The 21,919-nt window shown below is 60.3% G+C and carries 16 protein-coding genes; 8 read left to right on the top strand and 8 right to left on the bottom strand.

What is annotated here, in order from left to right:
* Positions 1-17 precede the first annotated feature (17 nt).
* The 6 genes from EKN07_RS10870 to dinB form a co-directional block, all read right to left on the bottom strand.
* The gene (locus EKN07_RS10870) at positions 18-1,919 is read right to left on the bottom strand and encodes a penicillin-binding protein 2 (protein WP_126146399.1); all 1,902 of its coding nucleotides are present in this window, start codon (positions 1,917-1,919) and stop codon (positions 18-20) included.
* Positions 1,920-2,315, bottom strand: coding sequence for a hypothetical protein (locus EKN07_RS10865; protein WP_108715827.1), 396 nt, complete (start codon positions 2,313-2,315; stop codon positions 1,920-1,922).
* A gap of 1 nt (position 2,316) precedes the next feature.
* Positions 2,317-3,300: a 16S rRNA (cytosine(1402)-N(4))-methyltransferase RsmH gene (gene rsmH, locus EKN07_RS10860; protein ID WP_108716687.1), complete on the bottom strand. Its 984-nt coding sequence runs from the start codon at positions 3,298-3,300 to the stop codon at positions 2,317-2,319.
* A gap of 219 nt (positions 3,301-3,519) precedes the next feature.
* On the bottom strand, positions 3,520-3,951 hold the full coding sequence (gene mraZ, locus EKN07_RS10855; protein ID WP_108715828.1) for a division/cell wall cluster transcriptional repressor MraZ: 432 nt from the start codon (positions 3,949-3,951) through the stop codon (positions 3,520-3,522).
* A gap of 682 nt (positions 3,952-4,633) precedes the next feature.
* Positions 4,634-5,029 (bottom strand): DUF3040 domain-containing protein, encoded by a 396-nt coding sequence (locus EKN07_RS10850; RefSeq protein ID WP_108715829.1) that lies wholly within the window; start codon positions 5,027-5,029, stop codon positions 4,634-4,636.
* 91 nt (positions 5,030-5,120) lie between these two features.
* The gene (dinB, locus tag EKN07_RS10845) at positions 5,121-6,368 is read right to left on the bottom strand and encodes a DNA polymerase IV (protein ID WP_126146398.1); all 1,248 of its coding nucleotides are present in this window, start codon (positions 6,366-6,368) and stop codon (positions 5,121-5,123) included.
* A gap of 364 nt (positions 6,369-6,732) precedes the next feature.
* Here dinB and EKN07_RS10840 point away from each other — a divergent pair, with 364 nt between their 5' ends.
* Positions 6,733-7,560 (top strand): fused MFS/spermidine synthase, encoded by an 828-nt coding sequence (locus EKN07_RS10840; protein ID WP_126146397.1) that lies wholly within the window; start codon positions 6,733-6,735, stop codon positions 7,558-7,560.
* 214 nt (positions 7,561-7,774) lie between these two features.
* On the opposite strand, the gene EKN07_RS10835 is transcribed toward EKN07_RS10840, so the two are convergent.
* Complete coding sequence (locus tag EKN07_RS10835; RefSeq protein WP_164505489.1) at positions 7,775-9,103, bottom strand: PAC2 family protein; 1,329 nt, start codon at positions 9,101-9,103, stop codon at positions 7,775-7,777.
* 419 nt (positions 9,104-9,522) lie between these two features.
* Here EKN07_RS10835 and EKN07_RS10830 point away from each other — a divergent pair, with 419 nt between their 5' ends.
* Positions 9,523-11,826 (top strand): UvrD-helicase domain-containing protein, encoded by a 2,304-nt coding sequence (locus EKN07_RS10830; RefSeq protein WP_241228186.1) that lies wholly within the window; start codon positions 9,523-9,525, stop codon positions 11,824-11,826.
* A gap of 109 nt (positions 11,827-11,935) precedes the next feature.
* Positions 11,936-13,147: a phosphoglycerate dehydrogenase gene (serA, locus tag EKN07_RS10825; protein ID WP_108715833.1), complete on the top strand. Its 1,212-nt coding sequence runs from the start codon at positions 11,936-11,938 to the stop codon at positions 13,145-13,147.
* Positions 13,148-13,301: 154 nt separating this feature from the next.
* Here serA and EKN07_RS10820 read toward each other — a convergent pair whose 3' ends face one another.
* On the bottom strand, positions 13,302-14,951 hold the full coding sequence (locus EKN07_RS10820) for a hypothetical protein (protein ID WP_126146395.1): 1,650 nt from the start codon (positions 14,949-14,951) through the stop codon (positions 13,302-13,304).
* Positions 14,952-15,246: 295 nt separating this feature from the next.
* Between EKN07_RS10820 and EKN07_RS10815 the strand changes: the two genes are divergently transcribed.
* The 5 genes from EKN07_RS10815 to EKN07_RS10795 all read left to right on the top strand — a co-directional run.
* Complete coding sequence (locus EKN07_RS10815; protein ID WP_108715835.1) at positions 15,247-15,960, top strand: hypothetical protein; 714 nt, start codon at positions 15,247-15,249, stop codon at positions 15,958-15,960.
* A 261-nt stretch (positions 15,961-16,221) separates the two neighbouring features.
* Positions 16,222-16,563 (top strand): hypothetical protein, encoded by a 342-nt coding sequence (locus EKN07_RS10810; RefSeq protein WP_108715836.1) that lies wholly within the window; start codon positions 16,222-16,224, stop codon positions 16,561-16,563.
* Between the two features lie 242 nt (positions 16,564-16,805).
* On the top strand, positions 16,806-19,280 hold the full coding sequence (locus EKN07_RS10805; protein ID WP_126146394.1) for a hypothetical protein: 2,475 nt from the start codon (positions 16,806-16,808) through the stop codon (positions 19,278-19,280).
* Positions 19,281-19,376: 96 nt separating this feature from the next.
* Positions 19,377-21,566, top strand: coding sequence for a hypothetical protein (locus EKN07_RS13155; protein WP_164505490.1), 2,190 nt, complete (start codon positions 19,377-19,379; stop codon positions 21,564-21,566).
* A 135-nt stretch (positions 21,567-21,701) separates the two neighbouring features.
* The coding region (locus EKN07_RS10795) for a transposase (RefSeq protein WP_164546662.1) at positions 21,702-21,919 on the top strand (218 nt) is incomplete at its 3' end.

The following is a 21,919-nucleotide window of genomic DNA, read 5'->3' as shown; positions in this document are numbered from 1 at the left end:
GGCGCGGTAGGCCCGTCTCACCCATTAGCATTTGATCCCATCTCGTAGGCGAACCACGGGTATTTGTACAGGGGAACCGTGGATGGGGGGATGCCGAGCTGGCGCACCGCAAATCCAGCGACGTCCGAGAACACCGGAGCGGCGACCTCTCCGCCGTACCCGGCCCCTGCGGGGTTGTATACGACGACGGCCACCGCGATCTGCGGGTCCTCCGCCGGAATGACACCGACGAAGGTTCCGACTCGCTTCGTCAGGTTGCCGTTCTCGTCGGCAACCTGGGCGGTACCCGTTTTACCGGCGATGTTGTAGCCTTCCACCCGGGCGTAATATCCGGTGGATTGCGGATCGGTTACCGCTTGCATCATCTGCAGCATAGTGTCCGCGCTGTCTTCCGAAATGACACGATGCGAGTCGCCGACAACCGTTGGCGTCTCCTGTCCATCCGGCGAGATGGTCGAATCGATGATATGCGCCGGAACGTAGACGCCACCGTTGCCGATAGTGGCTCCGATCTGAGCCAATTGCAGTGTCGTGGCGGCCCAGCCCTGTCCAAACATCGTTGTGTACCGGGTCCGGTTGTCCCAGGTGGTGTAGTCAGAGAGGATGCCGGCCGACTCTGCAGGCAGTTCAATGCCGGTTTTGGATCCCAGCCCAAACTCCGTCATGTAGTTGTAACGAGTTTCATCCGAGATGGTGTCACCAATCTGCACCAATCCCGTGTTGTACGACTTTGCGAGAACGCCTGCTACCGTCATATCTTCCGTGGCATGCCCGTCATTGTCGTGGATGGTTTCGCCACTGGACGTTGTAAAGGTGTCCGGGACGGTGAACAGTGATTCGGGGCTGACGGTCCCCTGGTCGATCGTCGCCGAGAAGGTAACAAGTTTCCCGGTTGATCCCGGCTCTACCGGTGCCGACACCGCCCGCGAGCCCCATGAGTCCGCACTGCTCGCCGCCAGATTGGAGGGATCCGGGCTGCCCGAGTCAACAAGAGCTAGAACACGACCGGTACCGATTTCGATGACGACCGCAGCACCCCATTCGGCGCCGTTGTCCTGTACGGACTTGTTCACCGCTTCCAGCAACTCATTTTCCAGGTCACGATCAATGGTCAGTTTGACACTTGAGCCGTCAATCGCCGCCACTTCCGAACGCTGTCCATTGGGTAGTACCGCGCCGCCACCGGCAAGCTCGACGGAAAGCGAGCCGTCGGTGCCGGAGAGGATCTCGTTTTGAGAGCGTTCGATACCGGCCTGACCCGTCGGCTCAGCGCTTTCCTCCGTCTCCCCGACATAGCCGATGACGTTCCCCGCCACCGCACCATTCGGATACTCACGTTTCATGTACTGTTCCGGTTCGATACCGGCGATACCGAGTGAGTTGATCTCCCTCCATAGCTCGGGGGAAATGTCCTTCCTAATGTAGACGAAGGTTGACTTCTGCTCGCCTCCCAGCAGAAGGCCACCGAGCTCGGCCTGATCCATGTCCAGAAGCGGTGCGAGCACCTCGGCAGCCGCAGCGGCACCGGTTCCGATCACGTTTCCGTCATCGTCATAGCGCACATAGTTGCCGATCAACTTTTGATTGACACCGACGTTATATCGCTCGATAGAAGTAGCCAGAACAGCACCGGAGGAGTCGAGAATGTCTCCACGCTTGGCATGCAAGGCGTAGGTGCGAGTACGGAAACTCGAGGCGGTGTCCGACAGTGTCGTGGCACGAACCACCTGTAGATCGACGAGCCGTGCCGTCAAAACGACCGCACACATCAGGAAAATGGTGGCGACAGAGCGAATACGCCGCACACTGATCGGCTGGCGCAGATAAGAGCGCCGCCACGAGTCAATTCCCGTCCGAATGCGTCCAGAGCCGGGATGCTTCGGGGTTGACCGTCGCTGCTGAGCCGACGAAGCCGCCATTTAGTTCCCTTCGGAATCAACGGGTGCGATAACACTTCCTGTCGCGAGATCCAGGTGTTGGATCTCAGTTGCTGGGACCAATCCTAGTTGCTTCGCCTTGGCCGTGAGACCTTGCGGAGTAGACACGTCCACCAATTCGTCCTGCAAGGTTGCCTCTTTTGCCGTCGCAGCGTTGATTTCTTGGTGCACCGACTGAATCTCGTACGCCGTCGAAACCAGCTGTGTGTTGAGGAAGAAGACCACGCCAAAGGCACCAAGGAACAGCGCCAGGCAGGCGATTACTGTTCCAACGAAGCCTCGCACGGGCGCCGGAGTTGGAACCAGTTCGAGGCTCGGCAGGCCTTGAACGACAGGGCGGGCCTCACTGCGAACAGATCGTGCCGGAGTGGCAGCCATTTTATCCTTCCTTCCTACTTAACTTCTCGGCAGCGCGTAGCCGCACTGAAGCACTGCGCGGGTTGGTCGTGATTTCGGTGACATCCGCTTTACTGGCACCGTGCGTCACGAGCCGCAGGTACGGCTCGTGTCCTGCCAGTTCGACCGGCAGCCCGCGCGGGGTACGTGAGGTGGCTCCTGCAGCAAAGGCGCGTTTGACAATTCGGTCTTCGAGCGACTGATAGGATTCCACGACGATACGGCCACCGATACGAAGGGCATCGATAGCGCGTGGAATGGCTCGCTCGAGGATGCTGAGCTCATCGTTCACGGCAATTCGCAGTGCTTGAAATGTCCGCTTGGCAGGATTGCCGCCTCGACGGCGGGCCGCTGCCGGAACGGCTGCTCGGACGATCTCAACGAGTTGTCCGGTACGTACGATGGCCTCGCGGTCTCGGGTGGCGACGACGCGCCCCGCAATTCGCGCCGCGAAGCGCTCCTCGCCATACTCCGTCAAGATACGCGTGAGCTCCTCATAGCTCGCGGTGGCGAGGATCTCGGCCGCAGTGCGACCACGCGTGGCATCCATCCGCATGTCAAGTGGAGCGTCGTGGGCGTAGGAGAATCCGCGTCCCACCTCATCGAGCTGGAGCGACGATACTCCAAGGTCCATGAGTACGCCGTCGACCCCATCCTGCGGACCGTAGGTTGCAGCAATGTCGTCGATGGCGTCATAGGTGCTTTGAACGGCCTGGAATCTATCCGCGAAGGATGCGAGACGTTGCAACGCCAACGCCACTGCTTCTCCATCACGATCAATACCGACTACTGTCAAATTGGAGAAGCGCTCGAGCAATGCCTGCGAATGCCCACCCAGCCCAAGTGTGGCATCGATAAGAACAGGATTGGCGCGTTCGCGCAGAGCCGGGGCAAGTAGATCGGCACAGGCATCCACCATGACAGGAGTGTGGAGAGCATTTCCCGCCGCGCGCGCCCCTTCAGGCATGGCAGACTCACCGCGCTCATCTGATTCCGCCACCGCCTGTGAATCACTGCTCGGGTTCACCGCTGCATTCACCTCCTACCTGCCTGCGGTCTATTCCGTGCCACTGAACGCCACCACGGCGCCCACCGTTGACTATCTGACCGTACGGCGGCCCGCCCTCTCCGCCCATCTGAAGCTGGGGAATTGCCTCAAAGTGGCGGAAGGGGACTGCCGCCCGGCTCAGAAGAGGCCCGGTATGACCTCTTCCTCGCGATCAGCAAACGCCGATTCTTGGTCAGTCAGATATGCGTTCCACGCCTGCTGGTCCCAGATCTCGACCCTGCTGCCAGCACCTATCACTGCCAGCTCCCTGGTCAGCCCGGCGTATGTGCGCAACACCGCCGGGATTGTGATCCTGCCCTGCTTGTCGGGAACCTCATCAACCGCACCCGAAAGAAAGACGCGAAGGTAAGAACGTGCTTCCTTCGACGTCAGTGGGGCTTGGCGCAACTGCTCCTGCATCCGTTCGAACTCGGAGAACGGAAAGACATAGAGGCAGTGCTCCTGGCCACGCGTCATCACCAACCCGCCTTGAAGCTGGTCACGATACTTGGCCGGCAGGATCAGGCGCCCCTTGTCATCGAGCCGCGGCTCATACGTTCCGAGGAACACCCGTCCACCTCCCCTGCGTTGACGTTGCACACCACTTTACTCCACATTGCTCCACCAGCAAGTTAGAAAAGGGTGTGTTCTATGAAGGAATCGCAGAAAGCATAAGACAAAAACGAGGTGGAGGGAAATTTCGCTCATGTCACGATAAGCGTATAGCTCAGGCCCACTCCTTGCCGAGCGCAAGCGTCAAGGTAACGGAAGGTCACGTTGGACAGTCGCCGTCAGGTGCGAACTTGACCGTGTAGCAGCTCGTCCCCTAACTCCGACTTCCATCCAGCGGGGCATACACTTGGCTACACGTATGGCGCGGCTGGTGAGGTCGGCCACGCCAACATTGCGCGTTGGTTGGGGCCTCCAGCGATCCATTCACGATCCCGGGAGCGGCACTCGCGGGAAATCAACCTGGAGCAGGAGCGCCGCACCACCACGTGCTCCGCCTGTCAGGCCAGGCTCTGCTCTTGCTCCGCTCATGGATTGCCATGTCGGGGATTTGGCCGATCAAAATCAGGTCGGCTCGTGCGCGAGTGTATCCGCATTCCATGCAGCACGGATGCCCGGTGCCCAGACGGGGGTGGGCAAGATGGGCAGGATGCCGAGCGGACAACAATCACGCGACCCAGGCCGGAAATGACAATGGTTTCCGGCCTGGGAAAGAAAGACAGTTGTGTGAAGGCAGCAGCCCTCAGCCCCGCTCGCGGCGGCGCTTCTCCCACTCCTCGGCTTGGCGCGCCATAAAGCCGCGACCACTCTTGGGTTTAGGCGATGGTTTGCTGGCAGCGTCCGCCGGATCGACCGGTCGTTCAACAATCCCCTCGGTGATGTACCAAGCGCCGCCAAACATCACGACGACTCCCAGCACACCAATGATCACCTGCTCCAAGGCAACACCGGCAACCAGCACGGCTATCCCGGCGACCAGCACCAAGAGCCCCAGGACGAGATGCCGGATTGAGAATTGGCGCGAAACACTCTCGGATGTTTGCTCCGGTTTGAGAGTATCCGCGAACGTCGGGTCCTCGTCTGCAAGCTGAGCTTCCAGCTCATCAAGCATCTTTCGTTCGTATTCGGACAGAGGCATGGCATCTCCTCATCGATCGCTGATACCTCCACAATAGCCGTTCGGAGGCATGCGGCGATAGTTTACATGTATCAGTCTCCGGCCGTCACCCTCACTCGCGGGGATGACGGCTCCCACGGTCTTCGACTTGGTCATCGGCAAGTAGGCTCGCTGGACCGAGCGCTGATTCGCCAAACTTCTTACGAATACCGTCCATGGCGTTCTCGGCCTTGCCGCGTCGCGGGTCGTCGTCGAACGCCAGCTGGATTCCGCCTCGTGCACTCTGCAATCCCTCCGCACGTAGTCCCAGTAGCCGCAATCCCCCAGATGGAATCCGTACCTCACTGAAGAGCCGTTGCGCATGGTCATACAGATCTGCAGCTAGAGAGGTGGGCCGATCAAGCGTCACCGAACGAGTAATGGTTGTGAAGTCGGCGAAACGCACCTTGATGGCGACCGTCGCGGCAACAAGGCCGCGCTCACGCAGTCGCCGCGCGGTGTCATGGGCCTGCCGGAGCAGAACTCTTTCCATCGCCCTCCTGCCCTCAAGATACTCGAAGAAGGTCTCCTCTCGGCCTAGGGACTTCTCTTCACGGCTCGGCACCACGGGGCGCGGATCAATCCCCATCGACAGTTCATAGAGATGCTGCCCCGCAGCCTTCCCAAGCAAGCGAACTAACCGTGCCTCCCCCAGCGCAGCCAGGTCTCCCACGGTCTCCACCCCCTGCAACGCCAGTTTCTCGCGCGTTCGGTCACCGACGCCGCTGATGGTTCCGACCGGCAGGGAATGAAGGAAAGGCAACGTGGCATCGGCGGGAATCAACAACAGGCCATCCGGTTTGGCATGCGCTGATGCAATCTTTGCAACGTGCTTCGTGGCGGCTATCCCAATCGAGGCAGGAACGTTTTCTTGTTCACGGATAGAGCGCCGAAGGGACGTGGCAATTTGCACGGGCGAACCGAAGAGGCGGCGCGCACCCGAGACATCAAGGAAGGCCTCGTCCACCGAGACTTGCTCCATGCGCGGCGTAACCTCACGCAAGATCTCCATGATGCGACGCGACACCGCACGATAAACCGAACCTCGTGGCTGCAGCATGACCAGTTGCGGACAACGTCGGTAAGCCAGGCCTACCGGCATGGCAGAGTTCACCCCGAATTCGCGCGCCTCATAGGATGCGGCGGCAATTACTCCCCGTTCTTTGCCGCCGACGGCGACCGGTTTTCCACGCAGCTCAGGATGGTCGAGGAGCTCCACCGACACGAAAAAAGCATCCATATCCACGTGCAGAATGGGGGTGGCCGAGTCGTCATCGCCCCAGGAACGCCGTGCCTGGTCGGACCGCGGTGCTCGCGACATAGCTCCTCCCCAATACCGCGCACAGTTACTGTGCCGCTCTTTGATTGATGGATGGTCGGCTGCGCACGCTGCGCTTCTCTGATCGACCAGAACCAATCTCGTACCACCAGGGTACGCGGTACCTCCACCACATTGGCGTGCAAGTTGCCGTCCCACGCTCCCACGCAACGGAGTCGTCGGAACAGCCGCCTTGCCGCACCGCCTACGAGATTCGCTCCAATACCTATCGAGGACCGAAGGCAGTGCCGCTGGCTGAAAGGTTGCGCCCGGTTTGCTCATGGGTGTCCAACGGTACGCTCAGCGGACCCGAATGGGCCGCCAAGCGATCAGTCTGTGGATCACTGAGTGAGATAGGCTCTCAACCATGAGCAACCGAGCAGAACGTCACCGCCTACCACAGCATCCGGTGCGCACCGATTACGCCCTGGCGGAGGTCGAGTTAAGTCCCGACGGCTCGCTCGCCACGCTATTCCTCGATGGAGTCGAATCCTCGGCCCTGGACCTGAACCAACCGGATTACTTGGAGTTCGAGTACATGCAGCAGATGCGCGAACTCATTGACTCGCGGTTTCTTGCTGAACAGCCACTGCATGTACTACACCTCGGCGCTGCCGGTTGCGCCTTCCCACGCGCCCTGGAAGCCAGCCGCCCGAATTCGCGACAACTCGCCGTGGAGATCGATGGCGCCCTCGCCCGGCTGGCGCGCGAATGGTTCGATCTTCCCACGTCGCCCCGCTTGCGCATCCGCGTCGGTGAGGCGCGACAGGCCCTCGACACCACGCATGCCACCTGGGATGTTGTGGTCCGTGACGCATTCTCCAACCGGGATGTGCCAACGCGTCTACGTACAGCGGAGTGTGCGGTGCGTGCTCAGCACGTCCTCACGCCGGAGGGCATTTACCTTCTGAATTCCATCGCTTCGGCGGGGATAAGGCGGGTTGGAGAAGAGGCGCGCGCCTTATTCGCGGCTTTCGATCATGTCATTGCGATCACGGATCCGGCCGTGGTACGTGGCAGACATTTCGGCAACATCGTCCTGGCCGCATCCATGCAAGCATTCAATATCGCCGACGTGAGGCGCCGAGTGCACCGTCTTCCTTTGCCTACAACGGTTCTTACGGAGGATGATCTGCACCGGCGGGCGGAAGGTGCTCGACTACTGCAAGACCGTGATTTGGGGCCTGGTCAGTAGCGGTCCGGCACAGAGGTGATTTCGCACGACGCCAACACCGGCAACCCGAGCACCTGCTGAAGGCTCGGCGTGTTGACCGGGCACTCGCAGCGGCGAGAGCTTCTGGCATGGTGGGCGGCAGCTGCGGCGAAACCCCGGCCGCAGTCACTAGCCGCCCGTCATGGCGCTAGGAGTGCGCCGACACTAGCAGCACTAGCCGCCGCCGTCGTTGCAGTCACTCGTCGCGATGCCACGAGTGACGCCCCCAACGACGTCGGCGCTGCTGGGATTGAGGCGTTGCTTGCTCTTGGCCGCGCGATTCCTTGTGTTGGTCCGTTGGTTCGGGCTGCTCAACGTCTGTTGACGTTTCCTGCTGCGCCGGAGACGGAGCGGCTTCACTCTCGGCAACACTGCCGGTATCCGCACCGGCGCCATCAGACCCCGACTCAACACCGGCATCGCCTGCTTCTTCGCCGCCAACGACGTCGTCATCCTGCGGTCCCGACGTGCCCGCGAGCGCGGTGTAACGGGCCGCGTCCTCGGAAGCCATTGCCGATGTGTACTCGGTGACCGGCGTGGTGAAATGGCCCTTCCCCTTCTGGGACCGTGATTCCCGGTACTCCGCAATGCGGCGGATCAAGCCTTGTGGATCGAATTGCATTTCCGGGCGATTAGCCTGTTCGGCGGCATCTGCCTGTGCCAAGAACTGCTCCGCAGCACGGCCGATCTCATCAACAGAGGGCACGGAGAGTTCGGCCTCCGGTGCCGTCACGAACCCCGGCGTGACGCCGTGCTCGTCATGCTCTTTCTCCAGGTTTCCAATGAGCACCGCTAGTTCTGCGTTCTCTTTGCCTAGTTCAGCCAGTGCCACGTTTTCGGCGCTGGCTTCTCGTTCGAGATCGCCCATCGGGAAACGAAGTCCGGAGAGACTGGAGACCATGGAAAGGGCGCCCGCGGCCCCGGCGGAGTAGCGGTTGCCGGTCAGGTAAAACGGAACGCGGACGGCCACATTCGTCGTCGTGATGCCCAGCTCGCCGGCGTGGTATTCGAAGTAGTCGGCAAAAGATGAAGGGAACCAGAAGTCAGCCTTGAGCACCGGCCGGTCGACTCCGGGGTCACTGGTACGGACGATCATATCCGCCGGTCGCGTATGCGGTGTTGCGGCCCCCACGGCGGTGAAGGAGTAGACGGACTGCACACTGAAGCGCTCGGCAAGATCAAGCATATCCGCAGTCAGCGAGTCCCATCTGAAGTCGGGCTCTGCCCCATGCATGTGTAGGAATGGGCGACCTTCAACGTCCTTGGCCACATGCACGGTCATGTGCTGACGAACCAGACCTGTCAGTTGCCCGTCACGGTAGTTGAGCATTGGGCGCTGAGCACGGTAGTCCAGCAGAGGATCGGTATCGAAGAGTGCCGCCACGTCTCCGTCAAGTGACCGGAGATTGCTTGAAACGAGAGATGGCACGGCACCGGCGTCGGTTACCGGATCCACCAGACTCATTACGAGAATGGGGATATTGTCCGGCTCAGTGCCCGGCGGGAATGAAATGAAATGTCCCATTGGCCAGCTCTTCCTCTCGTCTCGCCCTTCAAAACCATCGTGCCACATGCCTCCGACACCCCGCGGACCTACGGCTGTGGTTGTGCGCACGGCTGCGAGCCGTACACCTACCCGAGCCCGAAGCGCAGCAACAGGCTCCTTCATTCCGGAACGGCGTGACACCGGCACAATCACCCGAGCCCGCCGAGACCATCGGCACACGACCTCCGGGATCTCGATGCAGTTACGTACCCAGTCCATGAAGGCATGAACTCGGGCCTCAAAGAAGAGAACGCCGTCAGCCTTTCCGCCTTCCCGACGACGGCCACCCTACGCTAGGCGCGAAACTGATATCGGCCATGCTCGGTTGGCCAAACAGCAGGAGATATCGGATAATTGATAACCGCACTTTTGCGACGACCAGTTCAAGGAGGTCGCCCGTGACCAACGCAGAAGGCTCATCGCGGCAGCGTGCCCTTGATGAGGAACAGGCGTATGTCGACACCGCCTACGCGGCGCTCGATAGGCAACGTGCCGGTTATACTGATCGCCTGCGGGAAATCCGTGCCCAGTCCGGCCAGGAGAGCGCCGGGGCGCTATCCGAACGCGACTCCTTCGCTACGCACTATGAGGACAATCTCATCCGGCTGCGCAACGTCGAGAACCGCCTCGTTCTTGGGCGCCTTGACCTGCAGGGAGGGCACCTCGAACATATTGGCCGCATCGGATTGAAGAATGAGGCGCAGGACATTATCCTCCTCGACTGGCGTGCCCCACAGGCAGAACCGTTCTACCGTGCGACGGCGGTTCACCCAGGTGACGTTATTCGACGTCGCCACATCCTAACGCGCCTGCGCGAAGTCACTGCCGTTGAAGATGAGCTGCTGGATTCTGACTCTTCGGCAGACGACGGCCTGAATCTCACCGGCGAGGCTGCCCTGATGGCCGCTATGAGTCAGTCCCGCGACGGGAAGATGACGGATATCGTCGCCACTATTCAGGCCGAACAAGACAGGATCATTCGGGACGATCTTGGTGGAGTCCTTGTTGTACAAGGTGGACCGGGGACCGGAAAGACCGCCGTGGCCTTGCACCGAGCCGCTTACCTCCTGTATGCGAATCGAGAGCATCTTTCCCGCTCCGGCATTTTGGTTATCGGCCCGTCCCCGGTGTTTCTTCGCTATATCGACCAAGTCCTGCCGGCTCTCGGAGAGTCAGACGTCGTCTCAACCACAATTGAGGGGCTGCTTCCGGGCGTGCGAGTCACCGCAAGCGACTCCGCTGAAGCAGCGGAGATCAAAGGCCGCTTGGCCTGGCGAGAAATTTGCCGCCGCGCCGTCCGGGAATTACTCGAGCGACCGCTCGCATCAACAGTGCGTTTCACGATTGACGGCGTTGCTGTGCGCTTGACTCCACAGGACGTGGATGCCGCGCAACGGCGCGCTCGTCGTGGAGGGCGCACGCATAACGAGGCACGCGATACCTACGCTCGCCAACTCGTTGAACTCCTCGCACAGCAAGTTGCGGAGGGGCGCGAATTGTCGTTGGCCGACAACGAGTGGATTGTTGGCGACGTCGCGGCAAGTGTTGACGCACGCCGCGAAATCAACCTGCGCTGGCTGCCGTCGTCGCCAACCCAACTATTGGAACGGCTGTTGGATAACCCGGCATTGCTCGCATCGATAGCTCCGCAGTTGAGCGAATCCGACCTGGCGGCAATCGCACGGCCCAAAGGCAGCGGCTTCACCGCCGCCGATATCGCAATTCTTGACGAGATGGCCGAGTATCTGGGTCCGTTCCAAGACAACTTCGAACGTCGGCAGCGTGCCGCCGCCGAGGCCCGTAATGCGGAGTTGTCCCAGTACGTCGCACAAACAATGTCCGCCATGAACCTGGGAGGCGGAATCGTCAGTGAGGCGGCTCTTACTGAACGCATGGCCGATACCGGGCCCACCCAGACGCTGGCGGAACGTGCAGCCGCGGATCGCTCGTGGACGTACGGGCACGTCGTCGTCGACGAAGCGCAGGAACTCTCCCCTATGCAGTGGGAAATGCTCCTCCGCCGCTGTCCGAGCCGATCGATGACTCTTGTCGGCGATCTCGATCAACGGCCCGCGGGTGCGCCACGAGAGGGGTGGAAGGAATTACTGGGCCGTTTGGGTGATCGACTTCGTGAGGAGCCTCTGACAATCTCCTACCGAACGCCTGCCACAGTGCTTAGTGCCGCCGGACGTACTCTCGCCGCCTCCGGTAAACCGGTGCGCGACGTGCGTGCGGCGCGAGACCTACCCGGCAGTTTAGAGACGGAACGAGCGACGACGGAGGAGCGAGATACGGCCGTCGTCACCGCTGTCCAGCGCCTGTGCCGCGAGCTTGATGCCGAGGTGGGTTCGGGGGGCACACTCGGTGTTATTGCCCCGCAGCACCGTGTTGCTGCCATCCGCGATGCTCTCGCCGCCGCGCCTGAGTTGGCAGAATGGAGTCTCGACCGAGACGGAAGTGAGGTCTCTTCCCGTATCCATGTCCTTGACCCACTGCAGGCGAAGGGACTCGAATACGACGTTGTGGTGCTTGTTGAACCGCAGGAGATTCTGGCCGACGGGCCGGGGCATCTGTACGTGGCGATGACACGGCCCACTCGGAAGCTGTGCATCGTGCACACCGGGGAACTGCCAGAAGGACTGGCGGAAGCCGAGGATGCGAGCGGCTCACAACAAGCAGACTCTTGCGTTCAGAGGGCGTGATATGCCGCAGGGGATCTATCGTTGTATGCTTCCGAGAACTATCCTCTCGGGTAGTCCCAGAGTCCGGGCCAATTTGGCGCGTCTTTTGAAGAACGGTGATAGTTAAGAAGTGGTACGCATCCTTCTCCTCGAAAACCCACACGGCTCGGCCAATGAGGTCTTTGAACGCGCCAATGCCGAGGTCGTACGCGTAAACGGCGCCCTGCAAGGTCAGGAGCTTATCGACGCTTTGCAAGGCGTCGATATGCTCGGGATTAGATCGAAGACCAACGTGACCCGCGAGGTGCTTGAGGCCTGTCCGCAGCTGACCGCGATCGGCGCCTTCTGCATAGGCACGAATCAGATTGATCTCGGCGAGGCTTCTCGGAGGGGAATTTCCGTCTTCAACGCGCCTTACGCCAATACACGCTCCGTCGTTGAGTTGGCGGTGGCCGAGGCGATTGCACTAACCCGTCATATCCCCGAGCGCAACCGCGCTCTGCACGAACGCCGCTGGGAGAAAACGGCGAACGGTGCACACGAAGTACGCGGTAAGACTCTTGGCATAGTCGGTTATGGCGCGATTGGAACCCAGCTTTCGGTGCTGGCGGAGGCCTTGGGGCTGCGGGTCGTTTTCTTCGACATTGCCGAACGCCTTGCCATCGGCAATGCGAAACGCGTACGTAGCCTCGACGAACTGCTGCATCAATCCGATATCGTCTCAATCCATGTTGACGGCCGAGCATCGAATCGCGGCTTCTTCGGACGGCATGAACTGGAGCAGATGCGAGATGGAGCGATCCTTATCAATCTGTCACGCGGATTCGTCCTCGACATCGATGCCTTGAGCGAACACCTGCAAAGCGGGCATCTCGCAGGAGCGGCTGTGGACGTGTTCCCGAGCGAACCGGATGCCAACGGCGAGCCTTTCGACTCCCCACTGATTGGTTTTGACAATGTCATCCTGACGCCGCATATCGGTGGTTCCACACTTGAGGCTCAGGAATCCATTGGATACTTCGTGGCAGGGAAGCTCATGACCTACTGGCGCAAGGGCTCAACCGAGCTTTCAGTTAACCTGCCGAATATCGACTCCTCCCCCGACGAGTCTTCGCTCTACCGCGTGGCCTGGATTCATCGCAATACGCCGGGAGCATTGGCACAGGTCAACCAGATCTTCGCGGATAACGGTGCCAATGTTGATACGCAGATCTTGGCGACGTCCGGAGAAATCGGCTACATGGTCACCGATATTTCCTCCGAGATTCCGGCCGATGCCGTCCGCACATTGGAGGCCTCACCGCGTAACATCCGCTTACGGGTTCTACGCCGTGATCACTGAGCAGATTTCCGCTGCGTAGCATCCGAACCGTGTAACGTGAGAGTTCCACTACGGCGACTCGCCCGGCTCGGAACACGAGCGATCCGAGCCGCGTAACGTGTGGATTCCACGCTGTAGTCGCTGCGTGACCGCACAAGTGGTGCGGACGGCCAGTTTATTGTTGTTGTCCGTTTTCGCGGGGTGGCCGCCAGTACAGCAGGGGCCGGGAGAACATTTCACGACGGGTAGCCTCCTCGGCCTCACGCCGCTGCCGCTCGCGCACACTCTCCGCGCCGTGACGGCTCAACCACACCGCATCCAAACGCTTAAGCGCTTCCTCCCGGCGACGCTCCTCTTCCTGCGGATCCGGAACCTCCCGACCACGCAAAGCAAACCGAACCTCCGGACTCCACTTCCGCTCCCGCTCATCCCGCTTCTTACGACCAGCACCACGCGCACCCCCGGTACCACGCACACCAGACTGCTGCACCTGACCGCCGCGAACACCCGTTCCACGGCCAGTCCCAGCACGACCACCAGCAGGCTGTCCACCACGAACACCGGTTCCACGGTCACCCTGGGCTTGGCCACCCCGGACGCCGCCCGCACCAGCCCCACGGCCATTAGCGGCTTGTCCGCCCCGCGCACCACCGGTGCCACGCATACCGGCCTGTTGTGCCTGCCCGCCGCGCACACCCGTGCCTCGTGTCCCGGCCCCGGTTCCTCGCGTCCCGGTGCCTTGTTGGGGTTGGCCTGATAAGGGGATACGGGTGGGACGCATACCCATCTGCTGCGCATTACTCCACCGCACACCAGATGCCGCACCACGGGCCAACCCCGCCGCACCAGCCGCAGCCCCGGCCGCCCCAGCAACACCAGCACCACCCGTGGGGTTGTTGTTGTTGTCTTGGAAGGAGAGGCGTCCGGCTTCCCGGACCCGGTCCATCAAATCCCCTCCACCCGGACCATACAAGTAGCGTGCCTCCGCGGAATCTGCTCGGATCATCCTGCCTTGTGGAGTACCCACCATGCCCTCCACACGCTCACCCGCATACCACGAAAACATCCACGCCAAACTCCCAGAAACACCCACACCCGCCGCAACCGCACCCACCGACGGAACAACAGACCCACCACCATCCGACACGTCCACATCCGGGTCCGTGTCTGTCGGGCGGCCCTCCGCCAACGCCGCCGCATACGACGCCCCACCATCAGACGGTAGACCCGTCACCGACGAATCCACACCAGACAACGACGGCGAGGGCGTGTAGGTCACATAAGAACGCGGCTCGGACTTCTCCGAGCGAGGCAGCATACGAATCGCACGATCCACCTCCTCACCCACATAATCCACCATCCGCCCAGCCCGCTCCTCATACCCACTATCCCGGGCCTCATGCGCCTGATGAGCATGGTCCAACTGCCCCGTCACATCCGGATTCACCGTCGCAACACCATTAAGCATCCCCGACTGCGCCGCATACGCCGCATCCGACGATGTCGTATCCGCACTAATCTCCTCATGCGCCGCCCGAGCCTCTTCCGCTGCATCCGCAATCACTTCAGCCGACTTACTCATCGCTTCTATGTCGTCGGCATGCTGTCCCATCCGTTGCCGGATACCGTCCATTGAGCTCCGAAACGCTTCACCCGCCGCGCCACGAATCCCTAAATCATCCGGATTCATCCGCCGAGCAATCGTGCCCCGCAAATCCTCAAAACCACGACTCACCTTATCGTAAATACGCGCGAGATCCCGGGCTTCCTCCGGATCAAATGTCGCGATCTCCGCTAATGTGTCTCGCTGCTCATGACTAGCCATGATGCTGTCCTCTCTCCTCACGTTCCAGTTAGGGTTGTACTCGGTGAGCGCCCCACTACTCAGAACAGAATCGGCTGTGATATCGCCGACTCTACCGGTGAAACGGCCATCTGTCTACAACGAATAACGACACGCACTCCCTCACCAGAACCACATCCCAACGCGTTTGCGCAGGTCACACCACGTGCCGCGGTCATATGCGCCTGTGAAGACTTGTCGGAAACTGCAGATCGTGACCAGATCTGCAACAATCAACGACAAGACAACCGACAGCACACAAAGAGAGCGGAGACCCATGACCACCACACCACCAGCCCCGAACAGCAATTCGTCCGACCCGACTGGGGGTGCTACCACCCCACGTCGGCGGGGCCTGCCAGGCTGGGCCTGGGCGGCCATCGGCGCCCTAGTCGTCATCGGGGTGGTGGTCGCCGGGGTCATGATCGCCGGACGCAACCACGCAACACCCACGCCCGCCCCCGGTGGTAACACGACCAGCCCCACCCACGCGCCGATCACGACTACGCCGGAGCCAACGGCCTCGCCGACGCCTGGGGAGACGCAGATCGGGGAGTGGAGCGTGGAAATCTTAGAATACAAGGCAGACGTCACCGACTACCTTGCAAACGCGGACCCACCCGTAACTCCCTCTATCGAGGGGCACCGGTTCCTCGGCATCAAACTCCGCGTCACCAACACCGGAGAACGAGCAGACCCCTACCTCCACCTCGCCGAACGCCTACGCGGAACCACCAACGGACACCCCCTCTACGAACCCTACCAAGTGAACGTTACCCGCTACCGCGGAGACGACTCCCTCGCCGGAGTCCCACGCCTGGAGACCGGCGAGTCCGGAGAAGGCTGGCTCTTCTACCAAGTCCGCGGCGACTTCGAACTCACCGGCATCGACATGCGCGACGAACGCGACCGCGACAACCCCACCCTCTGGACCGAAGTCCCCTACCCACAACCCACCAACACCACACCCACACCAACCGGCACCCGATAAGCTGGTCGGCTCGACCCTGGATACCCGCACTCGACTCATGAAAACTCCGTCAAATCCGGGAATGTCCGTTCGAGGAACCGCACCGCCGACCATGAGAGCCGCTGGACCATTCGGTAGGCAGAGGTGCTTCATACCACACATCGCCGTATTACACCATGGGTATCATTCCCCTGTGGATTAGCTAGACCTGGGAGCCATCTCCAAATACAGTGTGGCGTGTTACCTCCTCAGGTGCTAATGCTACAGAAGGGACCCGCTCACATGACTGACGAACTACTGCAATTCGATCCTGCTCTGGCAGGCATTGCCCGAAACAAGAACTGGAACGATTCCCAGACCTTTGTGAACATCGCGGCTGGGTATGGGAGAATTCGCGAGTCGTGCCCCGATATCGCGGATCTGATCGTAGAGACGACTGCCGCTCTCAGCGAGGTATGCGACTACGTCGCTGACCTCATGCAACAGGCATGCCTCGAGTTCTCCGATTCTGCAGGCGTACTCGGCTCAGGCGTTCAGGCTGCCATCGTGAACTACGACCAAGCCGAGCAAGACGCCGTCGACAACTTCGAAGTCGGCGGCGAATTCGACTTCATGAACAGCTAACTCTGAAGCAAAGGAACTCACCATGACTTGGTCTCCGGTACCGGCAGAGACGGCGCTGCCAAAACCCGCGAATAAAGTCGAGAAAATCAGGGATATCGGCATTGCCTTTGACGGCGCTGCGGGGGCGATGAGCGAGACCCAGATAGTTGGGCAGGGCGCTGCCGTCGAAGGATGGGGGGGGAACTGCTGGCACAGCGAATGCGGGCGCGGCGCAAGCCCTGCAGTCCGCAGTTCAAAGTGCGGTGAGCGCGCAGGTCGCTATCAAGCCCGTTCTCAACAACTACGCCGATGAACTCTCCACAGCTATCGGTCGAATCGAGGCAGCACAAGAGCAGTGGGACGCAGCTATCACCGCCCGAACAGCCGCGATCAACGAACTCACCGCGCCCGGAACCAACCGAATCCGCAGCGATGAACTTGATCCCGACTCGATCAACCCGCTTATAGAGAGTGCTAACACCCGATGTGCAGAAGACCAGGCAACTGCACGCGCAAACTACGACTCCGCCCTAGCAGAGTTGAATCTAGTGGCGCAGTCCACGACAACCGCGATCTCCGCCTGGGCAGACCGCTTCGTCCCGAAGGGACGCGTGATTGGTGCCGACGGTGAGTCTGTTGACCGGGATCGGCTCTCACTCGCGTGCTTCGGAACTGAGGACAATGTGCTCGGCACGGAGGCAAACTGGACATATGCGAATTCGGAGGCGATGCGGGCTGCGGACTTCTTCCAAGAGGGTGACATCACGGAAGCGGAGCTCCATGAGTTTCTTGAGGAGTACGGCGATGACTTCGATAACCCGTTCTTTGCTAACGCGCTAGCAGCCCGCGTATCGCCCGACCAGATGATTGGCGTGCTACAGCAGGTGGACTCCTCCTGGGATGGTGCTTCTGAGTTCAACGCTGGGGTCGGTACACTTATTGTTCTAGCAACAGGCGGAGTTGACACCTCCTGCAAGGAACTGGGAGCTTGGCAAGCAGGTTCCAACGGTCTGCGCATTAACGGCAAGACCCTTGTCTATCGACAGCTCCAGTTCGCTGGGCAACTGAAGGGGGTCGGCAACGCCGTCTACATGGACGGGAACAAGTACTCGTCGATGTCAGCGGCAGAGGCAGATCAAGGGCTACTGCCGTGGACGAAGCACGACCCGTCTTATGGATACGAGTGGATTGGCTCCGCTTTCGCCGCCGCAGGCGAGAACGAGTCGTTGGTCATTGGAGATGTGTTCCTCAATGGGCGAAGCGACAGCGATATATCGGTTGCCGATGACTTGCTCAGATGGGATAACAGCTCCTTGGAAACCGACAAGCACGGGCTTGACCCGGGCGGTTTCCTGGGCGAGGCGCAGTCTGGCGACGGAGTATACGCCCTGCTGAACCTGATGGATGAACCCACTGGCGGAACAGCGGATCCAGCCGCACTGGAAGAAGTTAACCACAACCGTATCGCCTCCAATCAGAAGTTCTTGGCCAGTGACAGTCTCATCTCCATTGATGACGGCGACGGCTCACGGAGACCCTTGGGAACCACCGAGTACCTTGTCGGGCATAGATCGGTGCCAGGGGACACCTTCAATGACTATGGCAACCAAGGCATTCCGATCACCACCTACGCCACACCTTACGAGTACCCCGATCAGGGGGATCTCCTTGGAAACGTCATCTACGAATCGACACGAGATCTGGATAATCCAGACTCGTATGCCATCATTCATCATTATCTTCAGGGCTACTGCGACGGGCTTGCCGCCGACTACCAACCCGCAGGCTGGATCGGTGACGCTGCCGGGCAGGACACCTTCGGCTACGCCAATCGCGGTCTTCGCGCTCACGGAGGGGAGATACTCGCACCCTATATGGATGACATCAGCCGAGAACTCAATGATCCGAATGGTAGGGACGGAGGCGAGATCGTTCTTGAGAGCGATGACGGGTACAAGCTGCAATTGACAGCAGAACTCCGCAATCAGTTGATTGCCATGGGAAATACGGACTCTCCTGGACTCTTCGCCGACCTGAGCTTCGACACAGATACGTCCAACGGCAGAATGCCATCGCTTGCCACTTTGGCAGAGGCCAATGACATGTTCTGCCAGCGAGACCTGACTGCGGCTATGAATGGTTGGCCCGGCAGCGCCGGTGTTCACAATGTTCTCGCCCAATACACCACTGGTTTCGTTGTCATTGAACGCGCGGAATACGCCGATGATATCCAACTCGCTAGGTCATCGGATTCCGTCAATAACGCTATCAAGGGTCTGATTCTTGATGGCGCTGGCTATTTTTCCTTCAGTAAGGTCGGTCCAGGGATGGACGTGCTCGATATACCTTCAAATGGAGGACCGCAAGAACTCATAGACAGCCTGCTACCTGAATCGAATAGTGAGTACATCGTCGCCGAGGTACGCGATAACAGCGACTCGCTGACTACGAGCCTCATGGAGGATCGCTACCTCAACTGCTATGCAGACTATCTCAATACTCAGCCTGACCTATTGGAGGAGGCAGCAGCAAGTCCTGCCTCCCTTCACTTTATGGAAGATGGCAGGATAAAAGACTATACGGACATGAGCGCCTCGGAGCAGCAGTATTTCTCCGACTGGGCAGCTCAAATGCCTTTGCCGGACGTCGTCGGTAACAGCAGTAGTGCTGCGAATATCATCGACGGCGAAGCAACCACAGCAAAGTCGAACATCGACAGCGCGTCGAATCGCAGGTGAACCAGCAATGAATCCCACTCGTCCTTGTCTGCCCCGCGGGCTGCCGCGAAGAGCCCCAATTCAGCACTAGAGAACCGTTTCCGTTGAAAGGCCAAGATGAAAACTTCCGTGTCACTGTTTCGTTTTTGGGGTGTGTTTGTTGTGGTGGCGGTGGTGGTGGTTTGTGTGGGTGTGGTGTGTGTGGGTGGGGTGGGGTTGTCTGGTCGGTCCTCTGCTGCGTGTACGGGTCTGGTGGACGGGAGTGTGTCCTCGTGGCAGGAGGCTGACCGGTTAGCCAAGGACGCGGCAGGTTTCTTCACCGACGACGACGTCGACCAGGCCGAGGTACAGGCCTTCGTCACGCAGTACGGTGCCCTGTTCTCCAACCACTACTTCGCCAACGCCCTGACCAGCCACGTCACTATCGACCAACTCGTCACCACCCTGCAACACACCAAGGCCTCCTGGACCTGTGGCAGTGAACTCAACGCCGGTATCGGAACCATCATCACCCTGGCCACCGGCGGCACCAACACCGCCGATCCCGCCCTTACCGCCTGGCAGCACGACCACGACACCATCACCATCAACGGCCAGCCCCTCACCGACCACCAAGCCCACACCGCTGAACAAGTCCGCACCGTCGGCACCACCGTCTACCTCAAAGACAAACCATACGCCTCCTTAACCGACGCAGAAGACCACCAGAGCATCATCCCCTGGACCAAAGGAACCCCCACCTACGGATACGAATGGATCGGCTCCGCCCTCACCGCCGCAGCCACCACCAACCCCTACCTACACATCGGCCCCATCTTCCTGACCGGAACCACCTACACCACCACCGACGCCACCACCATCCCCGGCCCCAACGAACCCATCTCCCCCACCCTCGACTCCACCGCCACCCACCTCCTCCTCTGGGACCACACCACCCTCCAGACCACACGCCAAGCCTACGACCCCGGCCACTTCCTCACCGACCCCACCACCGGCGACCCCATCTACGCCCTCCTCAACCTCGCCGACGAACCCGCCACACCACCACACACCACCAACACCACCGCCGCCACACAAATCACCGCCGATAACACCGCCGCCACCCGCCACTTCCTGGCAAGCTACAGCCTGATCACCATCACCCACCCCAACCGCACCTACCCCGCAACCAAACAACTCCGCACCATCGAATACCTCGTCGCCCACCGCTACACCCCCGGCAGCACCACAAACCCCACACCCGGCCTTACCAACGCCCTGCCCACCACCACACCCGACCACATCATCCCCTACCCCGACCACGGCAACCAGCTCGGCCTCATCATCACCCAAACCACCCGCAACACCCAAGCCCCCGACTCCTACACCATCATCCGCGACTACCTCCAGGCCTACTGCGACGGCCTCGCCCACAACTACGGACCCACCATCACCATCGGCCCCGGCAAAAACCAAACCCCCTACGGCTACACCAACCGCAACCTCAGAACCCACACCGGAAACATCCTCCACCCATACGCCAGCCACATCGCAGACATGATGAACCATGCAGGCGGTGCACCCGACGACCTCACCTACATCGGCCGCTCAGAACACAGCTTCACACTGCTGCCCACCTATACTCTCAAGAATCAACTGATTGGTCGTGTTGACGAATATCCCGGCTTCTTCACCGACCTCGCCTACGACACCAACACAACCAACGGCAGAACCCCCTCCCTCCAACACTTCACCCAAGCCACCAACACCACCTACCTGAGAGACTTACATCGAGCGATGGACGGACAAACAGAAACCAACGTCGAGAACACAGTCATGCGCTACGTCCCCCTCTTCGTCACACTCAACCACGCCACCACAGGCAACACCGAAACACCAAACAAAAGTGACCTAGAGACACAGATCTGGGATCTATACGGACAGGCATACAGCGAATGGGCCAACAACAACCCAGAGGCGTTACCCGCAGACGACAGCGGCTACGGGGCTTCCTTCATGGAGAACGGACGCATCATCGACTATACGGACATGGACGGGACACAGCTTTCGAACTACTTTGCCTGGATGCGCGAGCAGCCCATCCCCCAAAGCCCCAGCCGCGGCAATGAAGACATACGTACAGAACTGTCCACAAGGGTGAATACTCGCATTTCGGCATTCGAAGAAATGTACAACGGCAGACGGCGCGCAGATTCACCGCGTCAGTGGCTCACAAACGACAGCCTAGCCTTCATTCATCTAGCCGCAATCCTAGTGGTAACAACCGCACTCATCCACGACAACAGGCAGAAAAGGAGCCGCGCGTAAACGCAAATGCCAGCTGTCCAGAACCATGAAACCACACCCCAATCCCACTACCGATAAAGGGAGAGAGTACATGACTTCCCAACTGAATCGTCCCGGGTTTGATGGAGGTAGTGATTACACGGAAGGATTACTGTCATGAGTGCATCAAGGAAGTATCCGGAGGAGTTGCGGGAGCGGGCTACCAGGATGGCTGTGGAGGCCCGTCGGGACCCGGAGAGGTCTAAGGGGGCGATCCGCAGGATCGCTGATGAGCTGGGCGTCCATCCGGAGGCGCTGCGTACCTGGGTGAAGAAGGCCGAGGTCGACATGGGCGCCAGGCCGGGAACCACCAGCGAGGATGCTGAGCGGATTCG

Origin of the sequence: Actinobaculum sp. 352 (assembly GCF_003957265.1) — a bacterium.
Taxonomy (GTDB): Bacteria; Actinomycetota; Actinomycetes; order Actinomycetales; family Actinomycetaceae; genus Asp313.
This window is presented reverse-complemented; position numbering and strand designations above follow the sequence as displayed.